The organism is Empedobacter sp. R132-2, from assembly GCF_030324375.1.
Classification (GTDB): Bacteria; Bacteroidota; Bacteroidia; order Flavobacteriales; family Weeksellaceae; genus Empedobacter; species Empedobacter falsenii_B.
The window spans coordinates 1-24,991 of sequence record NZ_JACAGG010000039.1 but is presented as its reverse complement, the minus strand read 5'-3'; the positions used below and the strand labels follow the sequence as shown (position 1 = coordinate 24,991).

Genomic DNA, 24,991 nt, shown 5'->3' with positions numbered 1-24,991 from the left:
AGTAACTACAATTTACTGCTTTTTAGCAGGTTGTACAACTTTTATATACAATCTAATACAAATGCACTACCGGTTATCTTTGTGAAAATAATTATTCATCCTCATTCAAAACCTTTATTGAAAAACTGACAATATATTTTATTGGCATAACGTTTGACTTATTTATACTCGCTTTTCTAAATGCTTTAGACAAGATTCAAATCTTAATAATGTTGTTATTATGAAAGGCTTTCGTCAGTTAAAAATAGTTTTACTGACACTTTGAACGTATAAAAAAATTATGAACATAGACAATTTGTCATTAGCACAAGTAATGGAAGAAGAAATCGAATTAATTCCTTTGATGAGTAAAGACGAAGAAAGTAAGCTAAATAAGCAAGATATTTCTTCGGTATTGCCTATTTTATCGTTAAGAAACACTGTCTTATTTCCGGGTGTGGTTGCGCCAATTACCGCGGGTAGAGATAAATCTATACAACTTTTAACACAAGCTTACAAAGAAGATCGCATTATTGGAGTGCTTTCGCAGAAAGAAATTGCTGTGGAAGATCCTACACAAGACGATTTGTATACAGTTGGTACAGTTGCGAAAATCATGCGAATGATAAAATTGCCAGATGGAAACATTACGGTGATTTTACAAGGGATGAAACGCTTCAAAGTTAAAGAATTTGTATCAAATGATCCTTATTTCAAGGCTGAAGTAGAAATTTTGACAGAAAAAGTTCCGACATCACGCAACAAAGAATATCCAATTATTATTGAATCAATTCGTGATTTAGCTTTTCAGATTGTAGAAGAAAATCCAATGTTGCCTTCGGAAGCTGCAGGAGCTATAAAAAGTATCGAAAGTAATACATTTCTAATCAACTTTGTAGCGTCTAATTTGACGTTAAGTTTAGATGAAAAACAGTTGTTATTAGAAATTTCTGATATGAAACTTCGCGCAATGGAAGTGATGCGTTTTATGAATGTTGAGCTTCAGAAATTGGAATTAAAGAATACGATTCAGAATAAAGTTCGCAAAGAATTAGATCAACAACAAAAAGAATATTTCTTAAATCAACAAATCAAATCGATTCAAGAAGAATTAGGAGGGAATTCGACAGAAGAAGAAATTAATGAAATGCGCAAACGTGCTTTAACGAAAAGTTGGAGCGAAGATGTAGCAAATCATTTTGATAAAGAAATCAACCGTCTTTCTCGTCTAAATCCGCAAATGCCAGAACATAATATTCAGCGTAATTACCTTGAATTTATGTTGGATTTACCTTGGAATACCTTGACAAAAGATAACTTTGATATCAAGAATGCAAAGAAAATTTTAGATCATGATCATTATGGTTTAGAAGATGTGAAAGAACGCATTTTGGAGCATCTTGCTGTGTTGAAATTGAAAGGAGATATGCGTTCGCCAATTCTTTGTTTGTATGGACCTCCGGGTGTTGGTAAAACATCGTTGGGGAAATCTATTTCAGAAGCGATTGGGCGCAAATATGTACGTATGTCGTTGGGTGGTTTACACGATGAATCTGAGATTCGTGGTCATCGTAAAACCTATATTGGAGCGATGCCAGGAAGAATTTTACAGTCAATCAAAAAATCTGAATCGTCGAATCCGGTTTTTGTTTTAGATGAGATTGATAAAATGTCGGCTAGTGCGCATGGAGATCCTTCATCAGCAATGTTAGAGGTTTTAGATCCAGAGCAAAATTCAACTTTTTATGATAATTTCTTAGAAATTGGCTACGATTTATCGAAAGTATTTTTCATTGCGACAGCTAATAATATTGGAGATATTCCAAGTCCGTTACGCGATCGTATGGAGATGATTAATATTGCAGGTTATACAATCGAGGAAAAATCTGAAATCGTAAAACGTCACCTTTTACCAAAACAACTAACAGAACATGGCTTGAAAGAGAAAGATGTTGTGTTAGGAAAAAAAGAAATCGAATATTTAATAACAGGTTATACGCGTGAATCTGGTGTTCGTAAATTGAATCAGAAAGTTGCGAAATTAGTTCGTTCAGCTGCAAAACATATTGCGTTGGAAGAAGAATTTAATACTAAATATTCAATCGAAGATATTTCTAAAATTTTAGGACCTTCTATTACACCAGATCAATATGAGAATAATGAGGTTCCTGGAGTTGTAGTAGGTTTAGCTTGGACAAGTGTTGGTGGAGATATTTTATTTATCGAATCTATTTTATCGAAAGCGAAAAATGGTGGACTTTCTATTACAGGAAATTTAGGAACTGTGATGAAGGAATCTGCAACAATTGCATTAGAATACATCAAATCGCATGCGGATGAATTGGGAATTAAACCAGAAGTTTTCGAGAATTATAAAGTTCATATTCACGTTCCGGAAGGAGCAACGCCAAAAGATGGACCATCTGCCGGAATTACAATGTTGACGTCTTTGGTTTCGTCTTTTACACAACGAAAAGTAAAAGCAAAATTAGCAATGACAGGTGAGATCACGCTTCGTGGAAAAGTGTTGCCAGTTGGCGGAATTAAAGAGAAAATTTTAGCGGCAAAACGTGCAAATATCAAAGAAATTATTTTGTGCGAAGATAACCGAAAAGATATTGAAGAAATTAAAGCAGAATACGTAAAAGGAATGACTTTTCATTTTGTAAAAGAAATGAAAGAAGTTTTGGATATTGCTTTAACGAATCAAAAAGTAAAAGGAGCAAAGGTTTTGGATTAATCTATAAATCTTTTTAGAACATATAAAAAGGAACTCAATTTAGAGTTCCTTTTTTGTTTATTATAGAATACTAATATCTTCTAAATTTGGATTTTTAGATTTAATTAAATTAATTTTCCATTCCCGTTTCCAATTTTTCAATTGCTTTTCTCTTAACATATCTTGACTAATTGAAGTAAAATCTTCAAAATAAATTAATGATTTTACATTGTATTTTTGAGTGAAAGCTGAACCAATTCCTTCTTTATGAGCTTCTATTCTTTTAATTAAATTGTTGGTAACTCCAATATAAAAAACAGTTCGATATTTGTTTGTAAGTATATAAACATAATATATTTTCAGAATTCCTTATATGATATGTTCCTGAAACGAATTCAGGATGACTTAGTTAGATAAACTAATTTAAGGATTATTAATGATAATGTAGAGAAAAAATGTCAAGCTGAATTTATTTCAGCTTCGCATCAAGAAAAAAGGAACTCAATTAGAGTTCCTTTTTTAGTTTGTATATAAATCTATAACCAAACAAATTTTTTAGCTTTTTCACTTTCTGGATCAAACCATTCATCACTTATTTCTTTATAAATTGTTTTTCCATTTTTATCTATTTTGATTTGAATCAAATCTCCTATTGGTGCTCCATGTAAATATCTTAATCGACCTAAAGAATCGAATTTTATTTTTCCATTTTGAAGTAATTTATTATATTTCGGAAAAAGAGAAATATTATCTTTTGTTAATCTAATTTGATTCATAACAAGTTTTTAGTCTTAGTTTATCTTATAAGCAATTCCCCAAAAAACTGGCATATTGAAAGGACCACTGTATTTTCCGTAACCAGGAATAACCAAAGGATCAATTCCTTGATCTTTTTTACCTCCAATATAAGCTGCAGGATGCAAGGCTAACTCACCATAAAAATTCTTGAAAATCTCTACACGTCCACCAACCACAGCTTCTATCCAATAACTGCTTACATTCGCTTTTGGCAAACTTCCTGTTCCTGTAATCTCATTCGATTGTAAATCTCTAATCGGATAACTATTGATGGTTTGCGAATATTTAGAATACGCAATTCGTCCACCAATGTAAATTCCGTTCGATTGATTTTCTATATCTTGCGTTATAAACCAGTTTGCACCAAGTTTTGCAAAAACGCCGTCAACATCAACATTCCAATTGATTTCATTGAAATTATTTTTCTCGAAACCAGCTTCTACAGCGGCATGCCACTTATTATTGATTTGATAAGAAGCATAAGCGCTAACTCCTTTTTTATCGTTGAAAGCAGAAACAATTGGATTGAAAATATCTACACCGATAAAAATATCGTGGTATTTTTTTTGGGGAATAGAATCTGTAACCGAAACTTTTGTTGAATCAGTTTTATTTTCTTGACCAAATGCAAAATTAATTGCGCTCGTCAGCAAAAAGCTTAATAATAGTTGTCGAACCATCTTTAATTTCAGTATTTACAGTTTCTATTTTCTTTATCCAATTTCCAGCTCCATTTCCAGTTTTTGTTACCAATTTTACATCAACTCCTTTAAAAGTTAATCCAAAACCACAAGCTTTAGAAGTATAGCCATTTCCAAGCGTATCGTATTTTAAAATCAATCGATCACGTTTTGCAGGAATTGTTCTGATGACTTTACCCGTTATAGAATCTTTTACATCTATATCTGGACCTTGCGCTATAGTATAGTAAATCTCTTTTTTACTATTTTGACGCAAAGCAATTCCGAAACTCGTTTTTCCTAAAGCAGAATTTTTTTCGATTAAGACAGTATCTTTACTCGTTCCTGTAGCTTCTCTAATTCCTTTCGTAATCGAATCATTATAAACATAAGCCCAATAATAAATAGAATCTTCCAAAGGAACATTTGTTCCATCATAATACATATTAGCAACCATGCGTGGAACATCACCTTCGTCGGTACAAATATCATCATCTTCGCAACTATAAAATGCTAAAGAAATTATAGAAGCAAAAATTGAGTAGGCTAGAAAACGTTGAATATTTTTCATTTTTTTTTTGATTGAATTTTAAATTCGCTCTAAAAGTACAATATTTTCTACATGATGTGTTTGTGGAAACATATCAACTGGTTGAACTTTAACAATTTTATATTGATCTTTCATCAATTCTAAATCGCGCGCTTGTGTAGCAGAGTTACACGAAACATAAACAACACGTTTAGGATTCATAAACAAAATATTTTCAACCACTTTTTTATGCATTCCATCACGTGGAGGATCAGTAATAATTACATCTGGAATTCCGTGTTCGTTAATGAAATCTTGATTCAATACATCTTTCATATCACCACAATAGAAATCACAATTATCAATTCCATTAAATTTTGCTGCCGCTTTTGCTGCATCAATTGCTTCTTGAACAGATTCTACACCAACTACTTTTTTCGCTTTTTTCGAAACGAATTGCGCAATTGTTCCAGTTCCAGTATATAAATCGTATACTAATTCATCTCCAGTTAAACCTGCAAAATCACGTGTTAATTTATATAATTCGTAAGCTTGTTCTGGATTTGTTTGATAGAAAGATTTTGGACCAATTTTGAAGTTCAAATCTTCCATCTTTTCCATAATATGATCATCTCCAGCAAAAACTTCGATATCTAAATCATAAACAGAATCGTTTTGTTTTGGATTGATTGCATACAATAAAGATGTGATTTCAGGGAATTTATCTTTCAAGTTTTGTAAGAAAGCTTCACGATTTTCTTTCTCTTCTCGGAAGAATTGAACCAAAACCATTACTTGTCCATTCTGAGAAGTACGAATCATTAATGTTCTTAATAAACCTTCTTGATTTTTTAAATCGAAGAAATCTAAATGATGCTCTAATGCAAAACGTTTTGCTTCGACACGAATCGCATTAGAAGGATCACGTTGCAAGTGACATTTTGTAACATCCAAAACTTTAGACCAAGCACCAGGAATATGGAATCCAACTACGTCACGGTCGTCAAATTCTTTCCCAGACTGAATTTCTTCTAACGTTAACCAACGTGCATTAGAAAAAGTAAACTCTAATTTATTACGGTAAAAATATTGTTCTTTAGAACCTAAAATTGGAACAATTTCAGCATCTAAATCTTTGAAACCTCCGATACGAACCAAATTGTTAACCACTTCGTCATGCTTAAATTTTAATTGCGCATCATAGCTCATATCTTGCCATTTACAACCACCGCAAACACCAAAATGCTCACATTCTGGCTGAACGCGATAAGGAGATTTTGTGTGAATTTCGATTGCTTGTCCTTCTAAATAGCTGCTTTTTTTCTTCAAAACGTGTACATCTACAACGTCTCCTGGAATTGCGCCTTTTATCAGAACCGTTTTTCCTTCCTCTGTTTTACCAACCGATACACCTTTTGCACCAGCACGTAAAACTTCTATATTATTTAATATGATTTTTTGTTTCGCTTTTCTTGACATTTTGCAAAGGTAAGCAAGTCCCCGAAATATTCAATTTTTTATCTTTTTTTGGAATCAATCTTTGTATTTTAAATAAAATTTTTACTTTTACAACATAAAATCTATCGGTTTTATAGATTATTATTATATTGAATAAACTTATTTAGGATAATTTTCTTTAAATTGTTTGAAAAATAGGTTTGTTATTTAAACTATTCTATTAATTATATTTATTTAGAAAAATAATATAATTTTGAACTCAGAAATGTAACATGAAAAATGAAAAAAATAGTATTTAATATGTCAATGTATATGTGTCGCTCTTTACAAGAGGTGGAATATGTTGTGATGTATTAATTACGAAAATAATAGTTCATGAACTCCTCTAAAATTTTGAGGAGTTTTTTATTGTCAAAAAATAAGTTAGAAAGTTAGAAAGAATGTCAAGTCAAGAAAAAAATTATTTAAATCAATTAGAAGACGAAGCAATCTACATTCTGAGAGAAACAGCTGCTCAATTTGAGCGTCCAGCATTGTTATTTTCAGGAGGAAAAGATTCGATTGTTTTGATTCATTTAGCTTTGAAAGCCTTTCGTCCAGGGAAATTTCCTTTTCCTTTAGTACACGTAGATACAGGACACAATTTTCCTGAAGCGATAAAATTTAGAGATTATTTGGTTGATAAAATCGGTGAAAAATTGATTGTAGCCTCTGTAGAAAATGCTATAAAAAAATATAATCTGAAAGAAACTTCTGGCCGTTTTCCTTCTCGTAATGCCTTACAAACGTATGCGTTATTAGATGTGATTGAAGAAAATGAATTTGATGCATGTATTGGAGGAGCTCGTCGCGATGAAGAAAAAGCACGTGCAAAAGAGCGTATTTTCTCAGTTCGTGATGATTTTGGCCAATGGGACCCGAAACTTCAACGTCCTGAATTGTGGAATATTTTGAACGGAAGAATTGAAAAAGGACATAATGTTCGTGTTTTTCCGATTAGCAATTGGACAGAATTAGATGTTTGGAATTATATCAAACAAAATAACATCGAATTGCCAAATTTATACTTTGCTCACGAGCGTGAATGTATTGTTTACAATGATAAATTAATAGCGACTTCAGATTTTATTCAGCCAAATGCAGACGATGAAGTTGTGGTAGAAAAAGTACGATACAGAACGGTTGGTGATATGACGTGTACAGCGGCTGTACCTTCAGATTCTTCTACGATTGAAGATATTATTATTGATATTATCAATACAAGAATTAGCGAAAGAGGACAAACTCGTTTGGATGATCAATTGTCAGAATCGGCGATGGAAGAACGTAAAAAACAAGGTTATTTCTAAGTCAAAATTTTTTTAAACAAAACTCTATAATATCTATAGGAATTAAGTAAAATGAATGCATTAAAATTTATAACAGCAGGAAACGTAGACGATGGTAAAAGTACTTTAATAGGGCGTTTACTTTACGATTCGAATAGTATTCACACCGATCAATTGGGTGTTTTAGAAAAACGTAAATCAAATGAAGACGACGAAATTGATTTGTCTTTGATTACAGATGGTTTACGTGCCGAGCGCGAACAAGGAATTACAATAGACGTAGCGTACAAATATTTTTCGACTGCAAAACGAAAATTTATTATTGCAGATGCGCCTGGACATGAGCAATACACGCGAAATATGATTACAGGAGCTTCAAATTCAGAGTTGATTATTATTTTGGTTGATGCACGTAAAGGAATCACTTCTCAAACAAAACGTCATGCAAGTATTGGATCGTTAATGGGAATTAAAAAAGCAATTATCGCCATTAATAAAATTGATTTGGTTGATTATTCACAAGATATTTTCGAAAAGATAAAAAATAATTTTCAACAAATTCAAGATCAATTGAATTATGATGAAGTAACTTTTATTCCAGTTTCTGCTTTGGTTGGCGATAATATTGTCGAAAAATCTGCAAAAACGCCTTGGTACAATGGAGAAACATTATTGCATCAATTGGAAACAATTTCGATTGAAACAGATAAAAATTTAGCAGCTCGTTTTCAGGTTCAATGGGTAATTCGTCCAAAAGATGAAGAGCATCACGATTATAGAGGTTATGCGGGGCAAATTTTGAGTGGAGCCTACAAAGTTGGGGATTCTATTAAAGTTTATCCATCAAATATCGAATCAAAAATTGTTAAAATAGAACGTCATTTGGAAGAAGTACAACATGCTGAAGCAGGAGAAAATGTTGTGATTCATCTCGAAAATAATATAGATATCAGTAGAGGAGACACAATTGTAAAAACTTCCGAAGAACCGCAAACTACAAATGTGCTAAAAGCGTGGATTTGTTGGTTAGACAATAATGCATTACAACAAGGAAAAACGTATGTGTTGCAACATCGTTTTCATTCGGTTCGTGCAAAAATCAAAACAATCGATCAACAATGGGATATTAATAATTGGGAATTTATTCCATCTGAAGAAATCAAGTTAAATGATATTGGACAAGTTGTTTTAAAAACAAATCAACCTTTATTTTTTGATTCTTTCAAAGAAAATATTCATACAGGAAATGCCATTTTGATTGACGAAACAACGAAAAATACAGTCGCTGCTTTGATGTTTATTGATTAAAACATCAATTAAATCTTATCAATCAACTTATTTATTACAAACATGCAAACAACAATAGGAAAAGTAATTTTGGCTGGCGCTGGTCATGGAGATCCAGAATTGGTGACGCTCAAAACATTAAATTATATCAAAAAAAGCAGATGTTATTTTGACAGATCGCTTGGTTTCTCCAGTGTTAATAGACGAATATGCGTCAAAAGATGCGTTGGTTATTTATGTCGGAAAACAATGTTCGAAAGGCATTCATACGCCTCAAAAAGATATTAACGATATGATGATTGAGTTTGTAATGCAAGGAAAATTAGTGGTTCGATTGAAAGGAGGTGATGCTTCACTTTTCTCTAATATTTTGGACGAATTAGAAACCTTGAAAAAAAATCATGTTCCGTACGAAATAATTCCAGGTATTTCGGCTGCTTTTGGTGCTGCAGCTTACACGAGAATTCCATTGACAGCGCGAAATCATTCGAAAGGAGTTCGCATGTTGACGTTGTGCGATTTGAAATCTATTGAACACAAACAATGGAAAGATTGGGCAAAAACGTCTGATACATTGGTTTTTTATATGAGTGTACAGCGTTTGCAAACTTTAGCTGATCAGTTGATTTTGAATGGAATTGATACCGAAAAAGGTTTAGCAGTTATTCAACAAGCGACAACTCCAGATCAGAAAACGCAAGTTTTTTATTTTTGAAAATATTGTAGAAAAACATTTACCAACCTTTGATTTTGTACCAACTTTAATTATCGTTGGTCTTGTTGTTAATTTGCATCAATCATTCGCTTGGTTAGATGAACAACCAACTTCCAACTCATATTTTGATAACCATAAAACAACAATTTCTTATGCTAGCTAACGAAAAATTGAACTTAGTAAAAAGTTTAGTCAAAGAATTATCACGTGACGAAATTATTTGGACAAATGGTTATTTGGCTGGATTAGTTGCAAATCAAACACAAGAAGTACCTCAAGAACAAAAAGTTTTAACCTCAATCAAACCTACAATAATCTATGGAACTGAAACAGGAAATGCGAAGAAATTAGCTAATCAATTGCTTGGAATTTTTAAGATGAATAAAATTCAAGCCAAAGCGATTGAAGCGTTTCAATATCCACTCGAAAAAATTGAAAAGGAAGAATTCTTAATTCAAATTTTTAGTACGCAAGGAGATGGAGATTTACCTCAAAATGCGCAAAAATTCTATGATAATTTGAGTAACTCTGATCTAAAATTAAATCAAACTAAGTTTGCTGTTTTTGGTTTGGGCGATACTTCTTATCCGTTTTTCTGTAAATCAGGAGAAGAAATTGATGAATTATTTGGAAAACTAGGCGCACAACGCGTTTTCGATTTGGTAAAAGTAGATTTAGATTATCAAGAAATTGCCGAAAATTGGTTTGCGGATATTTTAAAAACTATTCAATCAGAAGGAAATTCAACGGTTGTACAATCTCAAAAATTGCAAAATTCTTCAACGCAGAAAAAATCGTACGAAGGAATTATAAAAGATGAAATCGTTTTGAATGATAGAGATTCAAACAATGAAACGTATCATATCGAAATAGCAGTTGATGAGCAAGTAGATTACGAACCAGGTGATGCTTTGGGTGTTTATCCAAAAAATAATCAAACCGAAATTTTAACGATTGCAAAATTTTTCAATGAAGAAAATCGCGCAAAAGAACTTGAAGAAAAAAATATTAGAGCACTTTCTAAAAAATCAATCGATCAATTTGCAACAATTTTAAATGTAGAAATTCTTGAAACTAAGATTGATTTAATTGATTTATTATCAAAATATTATTCGTCAGAATCTACAATGAAATTTGATGATATTTTAAATCTTTTGCATCCAATTGCACCACGTTTATATTCGATTTCATCATCGAATGAAGCACATGATAATGAAATTCATTTAACGGTTAGTCTGAATACTTTTTCAGTTTCAGATCAACAAAAAACTGGATTATGTTCTCAGTTTTTAGCAGATTTTGAGCAAGATAAATCCATAGAATTTTACATTCATAAAAATAAAAACTTCAAACTTCCAGATGAAAATCAATCGGTAATTATGATTGGTCCGGGAACTGGAATTGCGCCTTTTCGTAGTTTTTTGACACATCGCGATGCAATTGGCGCAGAAGGTAAAAACTGGTTGTTTTTTGGTGAGCAACATTTTGTTTCGGATTTCTATTATCAAACTGAAATTCAGGAATGGCTTTCAACAGGAGTTTTAAGCAAATTAGATACAGCTTTTTCGAGAGATCAAAAACATAAAATTTATGTGCAAGATCGAGTGAAAGAACGAGGAAAAGAACTTTACAATTGGTTAAACGAAGGTGCGTATTTGTATGTCTGCGGTCAAAAAGACGGAATGAGTACAGATGTAGAAAGTGCTTTGATCGAATTAATAGCAAAAGAATCAAATCAAGATGAGGTTTCAGCGAAAAATTTTCTGGAACAATTGGAAGAAGAAGGTCGCTACCAAAAAGATGTTTACTAATCAACCAATAACTAATAAAATGAGTATAGAAAAACAATCTCCTATAGAAGGAATTAAAATAAAAAGTGACGGACTTCGCGGTACGTTAAAAGAAAGTATAGAGCTAGATAATCACACTGGAAATGTACGTGCAGATGACGAAGCTTTGGTGAAATTTCACGGAATGTATGTGCAAGATGATCGCGATAGACGAGAAGAACGCGCAGAAAAAAAGTTAGACAAATTGTATTCGTTTATGATTCGTTTGCGTATTCCGGGTGGAATTATTGACGCTGATAAATGGTTGGCAATTCACGAAACTTCTGAACAATATGGAACAGGCGTTTTAAAAATTACAACGCGTCAAACCATTCAATTGCACGGAATTTTGAAACATCAATTGCGTCCAACTTTACAATCGTTTGACCAAGCAACGTTAGATTCTATCGCAGCTTGTGGCGATGTAAACCGAAATGTAATTGCGAGTTCTCATCCGTTGCTTTCGCCAATTCATGCTCAAATTCATGCATATGCAGATAAATTATCAAAACATTTGTTGCCTAAAACACAAGCTTATTATGAGATTTTTGTGGATAATGAAAAGATTTACGAACGCGAAACAGAGAAAGATGATTTGTATGAAGACCGCTATTTACCTCGAAAATTTAAAATTGCAATTGCTATTCCGCCAACTAATGATGTAGATGTTTTTGCAAATGATTTGGGACTGATTGCGATTATCGAAAATAATGAATTGAAAGGTTTCAATATCGCTGTTGGTGGAGGTTTGTCAACAACTCACGGAAATCCAAATACATATTCGCGTTTATCAACCGAAATTGGTTTTGTTGATTCTGAAGAAAAAGTGTTGAAAGTTGCTTATGAAGTATTGACAATTCAGCGTGATTTTGGGAATCGTGGCGATCGAAAATTAGCGAGACTAAAGTATACAGTTGATAAATTAACGGTTGATGGTTTCAAGTCTGAATTAGAAAAACGTGTTAGTTTTAAATTAGAGCCTTCTCAGCCTTATCAATTTACGGAGCGTTCTGATATTTATGATTGGCGACAAGTGAATAACAGAATGTGGTATTACACTTTATTTGTGGAGAATGGAGTTGTACAGTCTAATCAGAAAGCATTTTTACATGAATTGGCTTTATTAAATATCAATAATTTTATTTTTATAGCGAATCAAAATTTATTGTTAGGTGAGATTTCAATTGAAAATAAAGCTATAGTTGAACAGCTTTTAGAAAAGTATTCTATTCACAAAGATATTAGTGAACTTAGAAAAAATTCGATGGCATGCGTGGCTTTACAAACTTGTCCATTGGCTTTAGCAGAAGCGCAACGTTATTTGCCAGAATTGGTGAATAAAATAGAGCCTTTGCTAGAAAAACATCAACTTCAAAATGATGATATTTCTATTTGTATGACGGGCTGTCCAAATGGTTGCGGTCGTTCGTATGTTTCGGAAATTGGTTTTGTAGGGACTTCTGCTGGACATTATAATTTGAGGTTGGGTGGAGATCGATATGGTGTTCGTTTGAATAAAATTTATAAAGAAAAAGTCAATGAGACTGAGATTTTGAATGAGCTAGATCAAGTTTTCGAAAGTTATACAAATGAAAAAATAGACAATGAAACATTCGGAGATTTTACCTATCGAAAATATTTTTCGGTTAATTAGTTAAATCCCTTTAAGAACAATGAAAAATAATTTATTCCCGATATTTTTAAAAACAGAACATTTGCGCTTCCTGATTGTTGGCGGAGGAAATGTAGGATTAGAAAAGGTTACGACGCTAATCAAACAAAATCCTTCGATCAATTTGAAAGTTGTAGCAAAGGATTTTAAACAAGAATTGAAAGATATTTTTGCTCAACATTCAACAATTAAACACGAAACTCATGCGTTCGAATCGAGTGATTTGGAGGATGTAGATTTAGTGATTGTTGCAACCGATAACAAAGAAACTTCGCAAGAAGTGAAGCAAAAAGCAAATGAAAAAGGAATTTTGGTTAATGCAGCTGATCAGCCAGATTTGTGCGATTTTTATTTAGGTTCGATTGTGAATAAAGGTCATCTTAAAATTGCGATTTCTACAAATGGACAATCTCCTGTTATGGCAAAACGTTTGAGAGAATATTTTTCTGATGTTATTCCAGATTCAATTGATGAAAACATTGAAAGTTTAAATAAAATCAGAAATAATCACAAAGGAGATTTTAATCAAAAACTAACTGATTTGAATCATTTAACTTCTTCATTTGAAGGAAAAAAATCGACTAAAAAATACAAACGTTTAGTAACCGAAATTACATTGATATTTTTTGCATTATTCTTAGGATATGCTTTGTCATCAATCGTAAGTTTTTCGGAAGCGAAAGATTTCGTTGTTCATATTCCCAATGTTTTTTACATCATGTTGGCGGTTGGTTTTTTCGCGCAAATGGTCGACGGAGCCGTTGGTTTGGGATATGGTGTAACGTGTTCCACAAGCATGATGTTGTTTGGTGTTAATCTGCCTTCAATAAGTGGTAGTATTCATACTGCCGAAATGTTTTCGAGCGGAATTAGTGGTTTTTCGCATTATAGATTTGGAAATGTAAACAAAAAATTATTGGTTGCTTTGGCTATTCCAGGCGTTATTGGAGCAGTTTCGGGATCATTATTATTGGTTTATTTGGGAAACAAATACGAAACCATTACTTACGGAATATTGGCTTCGTACACCTTAATCATCGGAATTCGATTAATTATTTTAGCATTCAGAAAAAAAATCGAACGCAAAAAAGTAAAACGAGTTGGGTTTTTAGGATTTGCCGGAGGTTTTTTAGATGCTTTTGGTGGTGGAGGTTGGGGACCTGTCGTGACATCAACTTTATTAGCAAAAGGAAAAAAATCAAACTTAGTAGTAGGAACAGTTAGTTTAGCCGAGTTTTTTGTGACACTTTCTGCATCGTTGACTTTTTTTGCAGCTTTGGGCGTAAGTCATGGTTTTATCATTGCAGGTTTAATAATTGGAGGAGCTTTAGCAGCGCCAATTGCAGCGAAATTAGCAGGCAAAATACCTCAGAAAGTAGCTATTTTGGCTGTAGCTTTTTTAGTGATCACATTTAGTATTCGTATTCTTTTTAAAATTTTCTAAATTTTATATATCATTTCTAACAATCAAAACACTCTTCATCTCGTATGTTGAGTGTTTTTTATTGTTCATTATTTAAGACATATTTAGTTAAAATATATTTTGTGACAGGTTTCAATGTTTTGCCATTTTCGGGATGTAAACCGTAATTTGTATAAAATTCTACTTCACCATTTTTCTTTGTATACCAAACTTTATCAAGTGCATTTTCAAAATTTAAAGTATCAGGTTTTGTGATTTTCTTCAATTGAAAAACAGTTTCGTTATATGGAACAGCATTCATTTGAGGCGAAGTTTCTTCGCATTCTATTTCTTCATAATGATTTTCTTTCCAAATCATACAAGACGAATTTTGATTGATTGAATTAAGAAATAATCCTCCGCTAGCCAAAATAGTTGCAATGCCACTTCCAGCAATTACTTTATTTCGTTGAAGTTTTATTTTCTCAAAGAAATTATTCTTTTTTGATGGAAGATTAATTATTGATTCCTCTTCAGGAATATTATCATCTATTATTGGTTTTACCGATACGATTTCTTCTACATTAACTTCTTTTTCATCACTTTTTATCAGCTGATTTTTTTGATTAAAATCTCCAAAACTTTCATAACCGATATAATGAGCAAGAATATTTAATACATCAATAGAAATATTCTTATCATTAATTTCATTTTTCTCGAATGCTTCATAATATCTCGAAATCGTTTTTGTGCTAATCGGGAAATTATAATCATCAATAAAAATTGTATTTAGATAAGTTGATAATGCATTTTTACTTGAACTCCCACATTCATTTTTTGCTTTCTCAAAAACTTTTTCGAATAGATATTTTTTCGTAGACATTTCACTTTTAATTCTTTTACAAAGTAGACAAATTTTGGACAAAATAAATTACGGTTTCACGTAAAGCGAGCTGTCTAATAATTGTCCAAAACTTGTCCATTGTTTGTCTAACAGCGACTTTGTGTTCTGTATTTACTTTGCAATAGAAATCAAAACAAAAACAAAAAACTTGATTTCTGAAAACGTAGTCTCGAAAATAGTTGAGGTGATTTGAAGGGAAGCATTTTTCCTGAATTGTTCTCAAGATTACAAAAACTTCCCACTAAAGAAGCGCTTCTTTTTTTCTCGTGTACACTACTCGCAATCTGTTTTGTGAGGAAGAGCACCTATATCAAAAAATTAAAAATTTAAGCTATGTTACAATTATTATTCGCTTTATTGGGATTCTTTTTTCCAAATCAAAATGCAAACACAATTTCACAAGATCAACATCCAATTGTACAAACATCAACCGATAGTATAGACGGTGATACAAATGGAGAAAAAGGGGATGTTCCTGTAAAAAAATAAATTATGGACGGGTAGAGAAATCTATCCGTTTTTTATTTAGCTTTATTGAGTAAATACAATGATTTGAGAAAAATTTTATTTTTTGGTATTATACTTTTAATAACTTCATGCCAACAGTCTAAAAACAAAGAGATTGAACAAAATTATTTTGAAAGTAAAGCTTATGATGTTGCTTGGAAGTTTTATGAGAAGAAAGAAAATGATAGTGCGTATATTTATTTTAATAAGGCATATTCAGAATTTTTAAAAAATAAAAATATTCATAAAGCATCAAAATGTTTGATAAACATGGCTTTTATTTCTAAAGATCAAGGAGATTGGTTTGGAAGTCAAGAATTGATTATTTCTTCAATAAAATTATTAAATCCTCAAATAAAAGATGAAAAAGAAACACTTTCTAGTGCATATAATATTTTAGGGCAAACTACTCATGATTTAGGAAATTATAAGGAAGCTATCCAATATTATGAAAAATCAATAGAATATTCTACAGAAAAAGATGTTTATATTATTAATCAAAATAATATTGCAAACAGTTATCTATATGATAGTCAGTATGATAAAGCGATAAATATTTACGAGGAATTATTAAAAGATAAGACTACAATTGAAAATCCAAAAGAATATGCGCGAATTACTGATAATTTAGCATATACCAAATGGTTAAAAGACAATAAATCGAATGTTGTAAATGAATTAAATAAAGCATTAAATATTAGATTAAAGGAAAATGATTTGTGGGGACAAAATGCAAGTTATGCGCATTTAACAGATTATTTTTCAAATTTAGATCATAAAAAAGCATTGGATTACGCTTATAAAAGAAAACAAATTGCGTTTGAGAATAAGAGTGTAGACGATAAATTAGAAGTTTATCAGCAACTTATTTTATTAGAAAATCCAACAAATGCAAAACAATATTTTGAAGCTTATCAAAAGCTAAATGATAGTATTCAGTTAGAACGTAACAGAGCGAAAAATCAATTTGCGTTGGTGCGTTATGATTCGGAGAAAAATCGTGCAGATTTTTTGAAAGCTGAAGCAGAAAACGAAAAGAAGAAAAATGATATTTTAAAACTTTATATTCTAATCGGTTTATTGATCGTTCTGTTTGTTTTTGGATATTTTTTGTACAGAAAAAGAAAGCAAAAATTAGAGCAAGAAAAGGTTTTGGAAGTTAAGAAAACGGAACTGAAATATTCTAAAAAAGTACACGATAAAGTGGCGAACGGAATTTATCATGTGATGTCTGATATTGAGAATAAATCAGAATTTAATCGTGATGAAATCCTAGATAAATTGGAAGTTGTTTATGAAATTTCGCGCGATATTTCTTATGACAAAATCGATGAAAATCAACAAGAAAATTTTGCCGAAAAATTAGCACAGTTGATAAGTTCTTATGATTCGGAACAAGTCAAAATATATTTGATTGGAAATGATAAAGAACTTTGGAGGAATGTACAAGATTATGCTAAAACAGAGGTTTTTTTGGTGATGCAAGAATTGTTGACGAACATGAAAAAACATAGCGAAGCTTCACGAGTTATATTAAATTTTAAAGAAGAAAATCAGCAAATTATTATCAATTATTCGGATGACGGAATTGGAATTTCGGATTTAAAACCTAAAAATGGTTTGCAAAATACGGTTTCACGTATTTCTAATCTAAACGGAGATGTTATTTTTGAAACTGAAAATGTGAATGGTCTAAAAATTAAGATCATATTTCCAATTCAATAACCTAAATAAAAAGTATGTTTAAAAAAGTATTAATTGCAGAAGATTTTGAGAGTTTTAATATTTCGGTTCAGAAAGTTTTAAAAGATTTACAAGTTGAAAATCCTGATTATGCTTTTTATTGTGATGATGCATTCTTGAAAGTGAAAAAAGCACTGCACGACGATCAACCTTATGATTTATTGATTTCTGATTTGTCTTTTGAAGAAGATCATCGCGAGCAAAACTTGAAAGGGGGAAGAGATTTAATTGAAGCAGTAAAAGCGATTCAGCCAAATTTGAAAGTGATTGTTTTTTCGGTAGAAAAGAAAGCGGATATGGTGGATAATCTTTTCAAAGAATACCATATAGATGGGTTTGTGGCGAAAGGAAGAGAAGACTCGAAAGAATTGAAAAAAGTGATACAAACTGTTTTTGCGGATGGAATGCATTTGGAATTGGACATGAAACGTAGTATAAAACAAAAAAATACGTATGAAATTACTTCATATGATGTCACATTAGTTTCGTTACTTTCGAATGGAATTTTGTTAAAAGATATTCCAAATCACTTAAAACAAAATAATATCAAGCCAGCAAGTCAAAGCAGTGTAGAAAAGAGATTGGGCTCATTAAAAGAGTCGCTACAAATTACAAGTAATCATCAATTGGTTGCATTTTTTAAAGATTTGGGAAGCATTTAACCCAAATCTTTACACCATTTATTCTCGAAAATCTGTTGTAATTGCGCAATTTCTTTTTCGTAAATCGTATTTTTTCGGGAACCAAAATAGAGTGTATTTTCCAATGGTTTTTCACCTTGCCAAACCAATTTTATTTTACCAGAATTTATTGCTTCTTGGCATAAAAAATCAGGAACAATAGAAAAACCATTTCCATCACTCAAACAACGAATAATAGAACTGATATTTGGAACGATATAATTTGGTTTGAAATCTGGATGCTCCTTAAAGTTTTCTAACCAAAAATGTTTTAAATGTTCCATATCAGCGGCTGTGCTATACCAAAGATTATTTTTTAATTCATTTTTTAAAGCTTTATAATCTTTATGGTTTAAACTTTTTTCGATTGAAGTTAAATCTGTATTGTTTCCTGCAATCAAAACGATTTTTTCTTTCGAAAAAGGATGATAACAAAGATTTTTGTGAGTACTTTTTTGAGGAGTAATAACCAAATCCAATAAACCATTATCCAAATCTTGGTGCATGATTTTATAATCTCCAAATTTGATAATTAAGTTAAAATCTAAATCAGAAACATGTTCCTCTAATGTATATTGAAAAGTTTCAAAACACATTCCTATGCTGATTGTTGCACGATCTTTATCAGCTCGTTTATGAAAATGTTGCTCTGCAGCAGCTAATTTTTGAATCGGTTCTAAAATAAAATTATACAAAATTTTTCCTTTTTCAGTCGGTACCATTTTTCGCGCCGATCGATCAAATAATTTGTAACCCGTATAGGCTTCCAACGAATTGAGATGTAAGCTAACACCAGGTTGTGAAATAAATAATTGTTGCGCTGCGGCTGATAAAGTTCCTGTTTCGTAAATTGCTTTAAACGTTCTGAACCATTCAAGATTTGATTGCTTAACTTCTAAATTTTAATTTTCATCATAAGGTAAATCGTCAGGATCTACATCAATATAATCGGGGTTTGGTAAGGTCGAAAGTCGATACGCTTTTATTGTTTTCAAATCCAATAAATTTGCTTTTACAACACGATGCATTCCGTCCATCAATTTTCCATAAGGACAAACAATAATTTGCTGTGATTTAGAAAATTATAATTAAAACAAAACCCTCCATTTTTAGGAGGGTTTTAAATTTTATTCTGCAAGAAGTTTTTTTATATCTTCTTTTAAAAATTCTATTTCAGGATGATATTTTCCAGCTAGAGAAGGTTCTTTTCCTTCAGGATCTTTGTAATTCAGTCCCGAATAAAACAGTATTGGAACACCCATTTTATCATATCGACTTCTGATATTTCCTTGTTTATCAACCAATGCAAGTTTTCCGCTGTGATTTAGACCTTCGGCAGTTGTTTCGTCTTTTCCAACATAAATATTGAATTTATCCGAAAGTTGCTCAATTTCTTCTCGATCCGAAGTCAAATAATGCCAATTCGGTGATTTTACACCAATTTGTTTTGCATATTCTAACAATCGTGCAGGTGTATCTCGTTTTGGATCAATTGTAATCGAAATAAAACCAAGGTTTGCATCATTTATTTCATCTTCTATTGTGCGTAAATTGTTACTCATTACTGGGCAAATCGTTGGACAACTTGTAAAGAAAAATTCTACAACGTACACTTTTCCTAACATATCACGATTTGTAATCGTTTGATTATTTTGATTTGTCATCGAAAATTCCGGAACTTTCATTACCGTGTAAAGTTCATCTTTAGGCTTATTTTTTAGCCAAAAAACAGTTCCTATAACGCCTAAAATAATAACAATAACGGCTATTAATTGTTTATTCATGGATATGTTTTTCAGGATTTTTTAGAAACTCTTCTTTGCACATTGTCGAACAAAAACCATACGTTTTTCCTTGGTAATTAGCTGTGTCACTCAAATGATCTGCAGTTTTCATTCCGCAAATTGGATCAACTTCGTTCACAACCGCAACATCCAATTTAGTTACAGCTTTCATTTCTTCGTGAGAAACATGCTTTACTTCAAAATTCTCTTGTTTTGTTTGCTCTTTATTACAAGAAAATAATGCAAACCCTAAGACTATTAAAGAGAATGTGTTTTTTAAATTTTTCATTTTAGATTGTTTATTTGTTTTTAATTAATTGTTATCTGATTCTATAGTTTAGATCTATAAAAGAAAAATTAAACAATTGGAGGATGAAAAACTAAACGAATAATATAGTTAGAATTAATATCTTGATAATGATCAGTTGATAATTTATTTTTTTGCGTAAAATACTTTTTTGGAGAAATAATTTGTTTTTGAGGAACAATCGCATCTAAAATTTTGACCGAATTTTTGACAAAATGATTTTCTGGCTGATTCTTTTCACTTTTCGAAATTTCTTCTTTCAAATAGCAAAAACCATTACAAAGTAATTCAGGTTTTTCTCGATTTTCACAAAGTTCATTTGCGATTTCTTCATAATTTAAAACATAATCTATCATCGGCATTAAAGGACGAAATGCGATAGAAAATATGAGTGATATGAAAAATAGTATGCGCAAAAAACTAATTTATTGACAAATTTAACCAAATTGATTGAGGTTGAATATGATAAAATTTATGATTTTAAAAGAAAGATTTATCATAATCTTCACTTTTATGTTCTGTAAAATTTTTACCTTAAAAAAGATTTTACAATCTATAAATATTTATGAAAAAAAGTAAGATTTTAGATTTTACAACAACCGAAGAACTAATGCATTTTTTGGTCGAAAATCAAGAAGAAAATCCTCTCTATAAAAATGTGATAAAGAAGTTTGAATATGAAAATGAGTTACTAAAACTGCAATCAGAGTTAGTAAATCTTCAAAATTGGATTTCGACAGAAAAGAAAAAAGTTGCAATCATTTTCGAAGGACGAGATGCTTCAGGAAAAGGAGGTACAATTCGCCGTTTTCGCGAGCATCTTAATCCGCGTTCTATGCGTGTTGTTGCATTGAATAAACCTACAGAAGTCGAACAAAATCAGTGGTATTTTAATCGTTATATCAAAGAGTTACCAAATGCTGGTGAAATTGTTTTTTTTGACAGAAGTTGGTACAACAGAGCAGTTGTAGAGCCAGTTATGGGATTTTGTACCGAGCAACAATATGAGCAATTTATGGTGCAAGTTTCAGAATTTGAACATATGTTGTACGAATCAGGGACATATATTGTCAAATTGTGGTTTTCTGTGACTAAAGAGGAGCAGCAAACACGTTTTGATTCGAGGTTAAATAATCCGCTTAAAAAGTGGAAATATAGTCCAGTCGATGCAAAAGGACAAGAGCTTTGGGATGAATTTTCGCATTATATCAATCAAATGTTTACGCGCACGCACAACTCTTTTTCGCCTTGGATTATTGTCAACGCAAATGATAAAAATACGGCAAGATTAGAATCTATTCGTTATGTGCTTTCTTTGTTTAATTATAAAGGAAAAGAGGATGCCGAAGTAAATTTAATGGTAGATCCAAATGTGATTGAACGTTATTATCGAATGGTAAAAGAATTGAATCATTAATTTTAAATTGTAAGAAAATGGAGCTAAAACCGAAAGATTTAAAATTAATCGAAACCAAAAAAGGTCTTGTTGGACTTTTACAATCTGATCATGGAAAGTTGAATTTTGCGAAAGCCTTGCGTACTGTAAAATATGAAAATAGGATAGAGCAATTACAAGAAGAATTGATAAAATTACAAACTTGGGTAGCCGAAAATAAACGAAAAGTTGTGATTGTTTTTGAAGGTCGAGATGCAGCTGGGAAAGGAGGTGCAATTCGTCGAATTGTAGAACATCTAAATCCTCGTGAACATAGAATTATAGCACTGCCAAAGCCTAATGAAGTAGAACGAGGACAATGGTATTTTCAACGTTATGTTCGTCAGTTACCACGTGCAGGAGAAATTGTTTTTTTTGATAGAAGTTGGTACAATAGAGCTGTTGTAGAGCCTGTAAATGGGTTTTGTACACAAGAGGAATATGAAACTTTTATGAACGAGGTAAATGATGTCGAGAAAATGTGGATTAATTCGGGAATATATTTGATTAAAATTTATTTTTCGATTACAAAAGAACAACAAGCAAAACGTTTTGCAGATATTGTAAATTCACCAACCAAACGATGGAAGTATAGCTCTGTAGATCAAAAAGCGCAAGATTTGTTTGATGTTTATTCAGCTTATAAAGATGTAATGTTTACGAAAACAAATACAGATTTTGCTCCTTGGAAAATCATTGATGCCAACAAAAAGTACAAGGCTAGAGTAGAGGCGATGGAATATATTTTGTCTAAAATACCTTATGATGATAAAAATAAACGTATTTTGAAACATCAAAACTTAGAAGAAGAAAATTAATTATCAAACCTAAAACTATGGCTGAATTTGATTTAAATGATTTAGAAAAAATAAATAATAAGCAAGAAATCATTGATTTTTTGGTTAGACATGATATTATAAAAGAAAAGAAGTTCAAAGAACAACTCGCTTATGAGAAAGAATTAAAAGAACTTCAAGAAAAATTGTTAGAAATACAATCTAAAGTTATTCAAGAGAATAAACGTGTGTTAATTATTTTTGAAGGTCGTGATGCAGCTGGAAAAGGAGGAACAATTTCGAGAATAACAGAATTTCTAAACCCTAAAAAATATCGTGTTGAAGCATTACCAAAGCCGACTGAAATAGAACAAGGACAATGGTATTTTCAGCGATATTTTAAAGAATTACCAAATGCAGGTGAAATTGTATTCTTTGATCGTTATTGGTATAATCGTGCTGTTGTAGAGCCTGTTTTCGGATTTTGTACGGAAGAACAACATACAAAGTTTATGAAACAAGTAGTAGAAGTAGAAAAGCTTTTGCAAGATGATGGAATTATTTTGGTTAAAATTTTCCTGTCGATTTCGAAAGAAGAACAAGCAGAACGATTACAAGATCGGAAAGATGACGAATTGAAACAATGGAAATTAGGGGCATTGGATCAAAAGGCACAAGAGTTATGGGATGTTTATACCAATTACATTGACAAAATGTTTCAGCAAACAGGAACAGAAAGTTCATCTTGGCTAGAAATTGTGACAGATGATAAAAAAACTGCTCGACTTTTAGCGATGAAATCAGTCGTAGCACAATTAACAAATCAATCTTTTGAAAATGATTTAATAAAAATTCATTCATAAAAGAAAGAGAATCATTTGTATAATCAAGATTTTTGATTAATTTTGCATCCACATTGTTCAACCTCTGACGAAAGACGTTTAAGTTGCTCAATTCAAATAAATTGAAATTATAATAATGGAAAATTTAGTAAAATACGTACAAGAGAAATACGTAGCTAAAAAAGAGTTCCCAGCTTTCGCAGCAGGTGATACTATTACAGTTTATCAAGAAATTACAGAGGGTGGAAAAACTCGTGTTCAGTTCTTTAAAGGGGTTGTTATCCAAAGAAGAGGACAAGGAACTACAGAAACTTTCACAATCCGTAAAATGTCTGGAGATGTTGGTGTAGAGCGTATCTTCCCAGTTAACATGCCAGCGTTACAAAAAATTGAAGTAAACAAAAAAGGTAAAGTTCGTAGAGCTCGTATCTTCTACTTCAGAGCATTACGTGGTAAAAAAGCTCGTATCAAAGACGCTGCTTACTAAAAACTGCTTTTTTAGGAAAAATATAAAATCCGTTCGATTATCGAACGGATTTTTTTTGGCTGATTTTGAAAGTTTAATATAAAATATTAAATTTTACCATTTCTTAACATTCTATTAAGAGTTGAAAAAATAGTTTAATATTTTATTGAAACAAGTAATCCCTAAAATTATTCTATATATTCTTTTATTACTTGGTTTATTTTTGTATTTGAATTGTAGAGTAATTCTTAAGTGTTTTTTTTAATACTTTTATTGTTAACAATTTTAACACAAGAGATGAGAAAAAAACAATTTAGAATTTTTAGTCTTCTTTTTGTTCTTGGATCGTTTGCTTATGCTCAAACTACAGGTCATGTAAAAGATTCTGATGGTTTTCCAGAAGCAGATGTAGAGGTAAAAATAAAAGGGACTGATAAGGCAGCTTACACAGATGAAAATGGAGATTTTAATATTGATGCCAAAATCGGTGATATTTTAATTATTAAAGGCAAGGAAATTACCGTTACTTCTGAGAATTTAGGAGATTTATCCACTCAATTAAATCCTAAAAGTGAGAATATAGATTTAGGAACTGCAGTTGTAACTGGATATTCTACACAACGTAAGGAAGAGGTAACCGCTGCAGTTTCTGTTGTAAATGCAAAAGACTTAATGGATGCTAAATCTCCGAACATTACCAATTTATTACAAGGTAAAGTTGCAGGTCTTAGAATTACAAGTAGCTCTGGACAACCAGGTTCAACGGCTTCATTACGTTTAAGAGGAAAAACAAGTATTTCTGCAGGAACAGATGCTTTATGGGTAGTTGATGGAGTGATTTATCATGGAACACCAAATATTAATCCAAATGATGTTGAAACAATTTCTGTATTAAAAGATGCTGCTGCAACTGCGCAATATGGTTCTCGTGGAGCGAATGGAGTAGTAGTTGTAACAACTAAAAGAGCCAGAGGAAATGGATTGGTTGTAAATGCAGATTATTCTACAAGTTATAATCGTTTCAATCCAGGGAAATTCGAAGTAATGAACGGAAATGAATTATATAATTTGTTTCTGTCGTACTTCATGACTTCGTAGACTTTAAATATAATTATTTTAGTTTTAATTTTAGTATTTCATAAGGAGTTTTT

General features: G+C 31.5%; 25 protein-coding genes and 1 pseudogene. 15 read left to right on the top strand and 11 right to left on the bottom strand.

What is annotated here, in order from left to right; genetic code table 11:
- The first annotated feature begins 280 nt into the window (after window positions 1-280).
- Entirely contained in the window at window positions 281-2,719 is a 2,439-nt protein-coding gene (gene lon / locus HXZ69_RS13550; protein WP_280049909.1) for an endopeptidase La, read from the top strand.
- Window positions 2,720-2,779: 60 nt separating this feature from the next.
- Here lon and HXZ69_RS13545 read toward each other — a convergent pair whose 3' ends face one another.
- The 5 genes from HXZ69_RS13545 to rlmD all read right to left on the bottom strand — a co-directional run bounded on the left by HXZ69_RS13545 (window position 2,780) and on the right by rlmD (window position 6,184).
- Window positions 2,780-3,040, bottom strand: coding sequence for a GIY-YIG nuclease family protein (locus HXZ69_RS13545; RefSeq protein WP_312067505.1), 261 nt, complete (start codon window positions 3,038-3,040; stop codon window positions 2,780-2,782).
- A 194-nt stretch (window positions 3,041-3,234) separates the two neighbouring features.
- On the bottom strand, window positions 3,235-3,474 hold the full coding sequence (locus tag HXZ69_RS13540) for a hypothetical protein (protein WP_286496285.1): 240 nt from the start codon (window positions 3,472-3,474) through the stop codon (window positions 3,235-3,237).
- Window positions 3,475-3,489: 15 nt separating this feature from the next.
- Window positions 3,490-4,176, bottom strand: coding sequence for a DUF6048 family protein (locus HXZ69_RS13535; protein WP_286496284.1), 687 nt, complete (start codon window positions 4,174-4,176; stop codon window positions 3,490-3,492).
- Window positions 4,130-4,747, bottom strand: a complete 618-nt coding sequence (locus HXZ69_RS13530; RefSeq protein ID WP_280049908.1) for a DUF6452 family protein — start codon at window positions 4,745-4,747, stop codon at window positions 4,130-4,132. Before HXZ69_RS13530 ends, HXZ69_RS13535 begins: the two co-directional genes overlap by 47 nt.
- An 18-nt stretch (window positions 4,748-4,765) precedes the next feature.
- Window positions 4,766-6,184 carry a 23S rRNA (uracil(1939)-C(5))-methyltransferase RlmD gene (gene rlmD / locus HXZ69_RS13525; protein WP_221856669.1) on the bottom strand — a complete coding sequence of 473 codons (1,419 nt, stop codon included), beginning with the start codon at window positions 6,182-6,184 and terminating at the stop codon, window positions 4,766-4,768.
- 419 nt (window positions 6,185-6,603) lie between these two features.
- Here rlmD and cysD point away from each other — a divergent pair, with 419 nt between their 5' ends.
- The 6 genes from cysD (at window position 6,604) to HXZ69_RS13495 (ending at window position 14,438) form a co-directional block, all read left to right on the top strand.
- Window positions 6,604-7,512 (top strand): sulfate adenylyltransferase subunit CysD, encoded by a 909-nt coding sequence (gene cysD / locus HXZ69_RS13520; RefSeq protein ID WP_219035044.1) that lies wholly within the window; start codon window positions 6,604-6,606, stop codon window positions 7,510-7,512.
- Between the two features lie 51 nt (window positions 7,513-7,563).
- Window positions 7,564-8,799 carry a sulfate adenylyltransferase subunit 1 gene (locus HXZ69_RS13515; RefSeq protein ID WP_219035045.1) on the top strand — a complete coding sequence of 412 codons (1,236 nt, stop codon included), beginning with the start codon at window positions 7,564-7,566 and terminating at the stop codon, window positions 8,797-8,799.
- A 148-nt stretch (window positions 8,800-8,947) separates the two neighbouring features.
- Window positions 8,948-9,493, top strand: a complete 546-nt coding sequence (locus tag HXZ69_RS13510; protein WP_260509644.1) for a uroporphyrinogen-III C-methyltransferase — start codon at window positions 8,948-8,950, stop codon at window positions 9,491-9,493.
- 152 nt (window positions 9,494-9,645) lie between these two features.
- A complete protein-coding gene (locus HXZ69_RS13505) occupies window positions 9,646-11,304 on the top strand; it encodes a diflavin oxidoreductase (protein WP_286496282.1) in 1,659 nt (552 codons plus the stop codon).
- A gap of 19 nt (window positions 11,305-11,323) precedes the next feature.
- Complete coding sequence (locus HXZ69_RS13500; RefSeq protein WP_286496281.1) at window positions 11,324-12,976, top strand: NADPH-dependent assimilatory sulfite reductase hemoprotein subunit; 1,653 nt, start codon at window positions 11,324-11,326, stop codon at window positions 12,974-12,976.
- Window positions 12,977-12,995: 19 nt separating this feature from the next.
- Window positions 12,996-14,438, top strand: coding sequence for a TSUP family transporter (locus tag HXZ69_RS13495; RefSeq protein WP_286496280.1), 1,443 nt, complete (start codon window positions 12,996-12,998; stop codon window positions 14,436-14,438).
- A 58-nt stretch (window positions 14,439-14,496) separates the two neighbouring features.
- Here the strand turns inward: HXZ69_RS13495 and HXZ69_RS13490 are convergent, their stop codons facing one another.
- Window positions 14,497-15,279 carry a hypothetical protein gene (locus tag HXZ69_RS13490; protein ID WP_219035050.1) on the bottom strand — a complete coding sequence of 261 codons (783 nt, stop codon included), beginning with the start codon at window positions 15,277-15,279 and terminating at the stop codon, window positions 14,497-14,499.
- Between the two features lie 354 nt (window positions 15,280-15,633).
- On the opposite strand from HXZ69_RS13490, the gene HXZ69_RS13485 reads away from it, so the two are divergent.
- The 3 genes from HXZ69_RS13485 to HXZ69_RS13475 all read left to right on the top strand — a co-directional run bounded on the left by HXZ69_RS13485 (window position 15,634) and on the right by HXZ69_RS13475 (window position 18,212).
- Window positions 15,634-15,789: a hypothetical protein gene (locus HXZ69_RS13485; RefSeq protein WP_219035051.1), complete on the top strand. Its 156-nt coding sequence runs from the start codon at window positions 15,634-15,636 to the stop codon at window positions 15,787-15,789.
- A 63-nt stretch (window positions 15,790-15,852) separates the two neighbouring features.
- Window positions 15,853-17,532, top strand: coding sequence for a tetratricopeptide repeat-containing sensor histidine kinase (locus HXZ69_RS13480; RefSeq protein WP_286496279.1), 1,680 nt, complete (start codon window positions 15,853-15,855; stop codon window positions 17,530-17,532).
- A gap of 14 nt (window positions 17,533-17,546) precedes the next feature.
- Window positions 17,547-18,212: a response regulator gene (locus HXZ69_RS13475; RefSeq protein WP_286496278.1), complete on the top strand. Its 666-nt coding sequence runs from the start codon at window positions 17,547-17,549 to the stop codon at window positions 18,210-18,212.
- Here HXZ69_RS13475 and HXZ69_RS13470 read toward each other — a convergent pair.
- The 5 genes and pseudogenes from HXZ69_RS13470 to HXZ69_RS13450 form a co-directional block, all read right to left on the bottom strand.
- A pseudogene (locus HXZ69_RS13470) lies at window positions 18,209-19,111 on the bottom strand (LysR family transcriptional regulator); the annotation flags it as partial. The gene HXZ69_RS13475 and the pseudogene HXZ69_RS13470 overlap by 4 nt on opposite strands.
- A gap of 21 nt (window positions 19,112-19,132) precedes the next feature.
- Entirely contained in the window at window positions 19,133-19,267 is a 135-nt protein-coding gene (locus tag HXZ69_RS13465) for a hypothetical protein (RefSeq protein ID WP_257468223.1), read from the bottom strand.
- Window positions 19,268-19,357: 90 nt separating this feature from the next.
- Window positions 19,358-20,014, bottom strand: coding sequence for an SCO family protein (locus HXZ69_RS13460; protein ID WP_219035054.1), 657 nt, complete (start codon window positions 20,012-20,014; stop codon window positions 19,358-19,360).
- Window positions 20,007-20,303, bottom strand: coding sequence for a YHS domain-containing protein (locus HXZ69_RS13455; protein ID WP_219035055.1), 297 nt, complete (start codon window positions 20,301-20,303; stop codon window positions 20,007-20,009). Before HXZ69_RS13455 ends, HXZ69_RS13460 begins: the two co-directional genes overlap by 8 nt.
- A gap of 68 nt (window positions 20,304-20,371) precedes the next feature.
- Entirely contained in the window at window positions 20,372-20,677 is a 306-nt protein-coding gene (locus tag HXZ69_RS13450; protein WP_125348816.1) for a hypothetical protein, read from the bottom strand.
- Window positions 20,678-20,931: 254 nt separating this feature from the next.
- Between HXZ69_RS13450 and ppk2 (HXZ69_RS13445) the strand changes: the two genes are divergently transcribed.
- From ppk2 (HXZ69_RS13445) to HXZ69_RS13425, 5 genes are all read left to right on the top strand, one after another.
- Complete coding sequence (gene ppk2, locus HXZ69_RS13445; protein ID WP_312150877.1) at window positions 20,932-21,738, top strand: polyphosphate kinase 2; 807 nt, start codon at window positions 20,932-20,934, stop codon at window positions 21,736-21,738.
- Between the two features lie 17 nt (window positions 21,739-21,755).
- Window positions 21,756-22,574 (top strand): polyphosphate kinase 2, encoded by an 819-nt coding sequence (ppk2, locus tag HXZ69_RS13440; protein ID WP_125348818.1) that lies wholly within the window; start codon window positions 21,756-21,758, stop codon window positions 22,572-22,574.
- A 17-nt stretch (window positions 22,575-22,591) separates the two neighbouring features.
- Window positions 22,592-23,395: a polyphosphate kinase 2 gene (ppk2, locus tag HXZ69_RS13435; RefSeq protein WP_286496277.1), complete on the top strand. Its 804-nt coding sequence runs from the start codon at window positions 22,592-22,594 to the stop codon at window positions 23,393-23,395.
- A 115-nt stretch (window positions 23,396-23,510) separates the two neighbouring features.
- Window positions 23,511-23,861: a 50S ribosomal protein L19 gene (gene rplS / locus HXZ69_RS13430; protein ID WP_019975296.1), complete on the top strand. Its 351-nt coding sequence runs from the start codon at window positions 23,511-23,513 to the stop codon at window positions 23,859-23,861.
- 276 nt (window positions 23,862-24,137) lie between these two features.
- Window positions 24,138-24,938 (top strand): TonB-dependent receptor plug domain-containing protein, encoded by an 801-nt coding sequence (locus HXZ69_RS13425; RefSeq protein ID WP_219035057.1) that lies wholly within the window; start codon window positions 24,138-24,140, stop codon window positions 24,936-24,938.
- Window positions 24,939-24,991: the final 53 nt, after the last annotated feature.

Coding starts and splice junctions, on each gene's coding strand:
- lon (WP_280049909.1), top strand. CDS start 281: ATGAACATAGACAATTTGTCATTAGCACAAGTAATGGAAGAAGAAATC.
- HXZ69_RS13540 (WP_286496285.1), bottom strand. CDS start 3,474: ATGAATCAAATTAGATTAACAAAAGATAATATTTCTCTTTTTCCGAAA.
- HXZ69_RS13535 (WP_286496284.1), bottom strand. CDS start 4,176: ATGGTTCGACAACTATTATTAAGCTTTTTGCTGACGAGCGCAATTAAT.
- HXZ69_RS13530 (WP_280049908.1), bottom strand. CDS start 4,747: ATGAAAAATATTCAACGTTTTCTAGCCTACTCAATTTTTGCTTCTATA.
- rlmD (WP_221856669.1), bottom strand. CDS start 6,184: ATGTCAAGAAAAGCGAAACAAAAAATCATATTAAATAATATAGAAGTT.
- cysD (WP_219035044.1), top strand. CDS start 6,604: ATGTCAAGTCAAGAAAAAAATTATTTAAATCAATTAGAAGACGAAGCA.
- HXZ69_RS13515 (WP_219035045.1), top strand. CDS start 7,564: ATGAATGCATTAAAATTTATAACAGCAGGAAACGTAGACGATGGTAAA.
- HXZ69_RS13505 (WP_286496282.1), top strand. CDS start 9,646: ATGCTAGCTAACGAAAAATTGAACTTAGTAAAAAGTTTAGTCAAAGAA.
- HXZ69_RS13500 (WP_286496281.1), top strand. CDS start 11,324: ATGAGTATAGAAAAACAATCTCCTATAGAAGGAATTAAAATAAAAAGT.
- HXZ69_RS13495 (WP_286496280.1), top strand. CDS start 12,996: ATGAAAAATAATTTATTCCCGATATTTTTAAAAACAGAACATTTGCGC.
- HXZ69_RS13490 (WP_219035050.1), bottom strand. CDS start 15,279: ATGTCTACGAAAAAATATCTATTCGAAAAAGTTTTTGAGAAAGCAAAA.
- HXZ69_RS13485 (WP_219035051.1), top strand. CDS start 15,634: ATGTTACAATTATTATTCGCTTTATTGGGATTCTTTTTTCCAAATCAA.
- HXZ69_RS13475 (WP_286496278.1), top strand. CDS start 17,547: ATGTTTAAAAAAGTATTAATTGCAGAAGATTTTGAGAGTTTTAATATT.
- HXZ69_RS13465 (WP_257468223.1), bottom strand. CDS start 19,267: ATGGACGGAATGCATCGTGTTGTAAAAGCAAATTTATTGGATTTGAAA.
- HXZ69_RS13460 (WP_219035054.1), bottom strand. CDS start 20,014: ATGAATAAACAATTAATAGCCGTTATTGTTATTATTTTAGGCGTTATA.
- HXZ69_RS13455 (WP_219035055.1), bottom strand. CDS start 20,303: ATGAAAAATTTAAAAAACACATTCTCTTTAATAGTCTTAGGGTTTGCA.
- HXZ69_RS13450 (WP_125348816.1), bottom strand. CDS start 20,677: ATGATAGATTATGTTTTAAATTATGAAGAAATCGCAAATGAACTTTGT.
- ppk2 (WP_312150877.1), top strand. CDS start 20,932: ATGCATTTTTTGGTCGAAAATCAAGAAGAAAATCCTCTCTATAAAAAT.
- ppk2 (WP_125348818.1), top strand. CDS start 21,756: ATGGAGCTAAAACCGAAAGATTTAAAATTAATCGAAACCAAAAAAGGT.
- ppk2 (WP_286496277.1), top strand. CDS start 22,592: ATGGCTGAATTTGATTTAAATGATTTAGAAAAAATAAATAATAAGCAA.
- rplS (WP_019975296.1), top strand. CDS start 23,511: ATGGAAAATTTAGTAAAATACGTACAAGAGAAATACGTAGCTAAAAAA.
- HXZ69_RS13425 (WP_219035057.1), top strand. CDS start 24,138: ATGAGAAAAAAACAATTTAGAATTTTTAGTCTTCTTTTTGTTCTTGGA.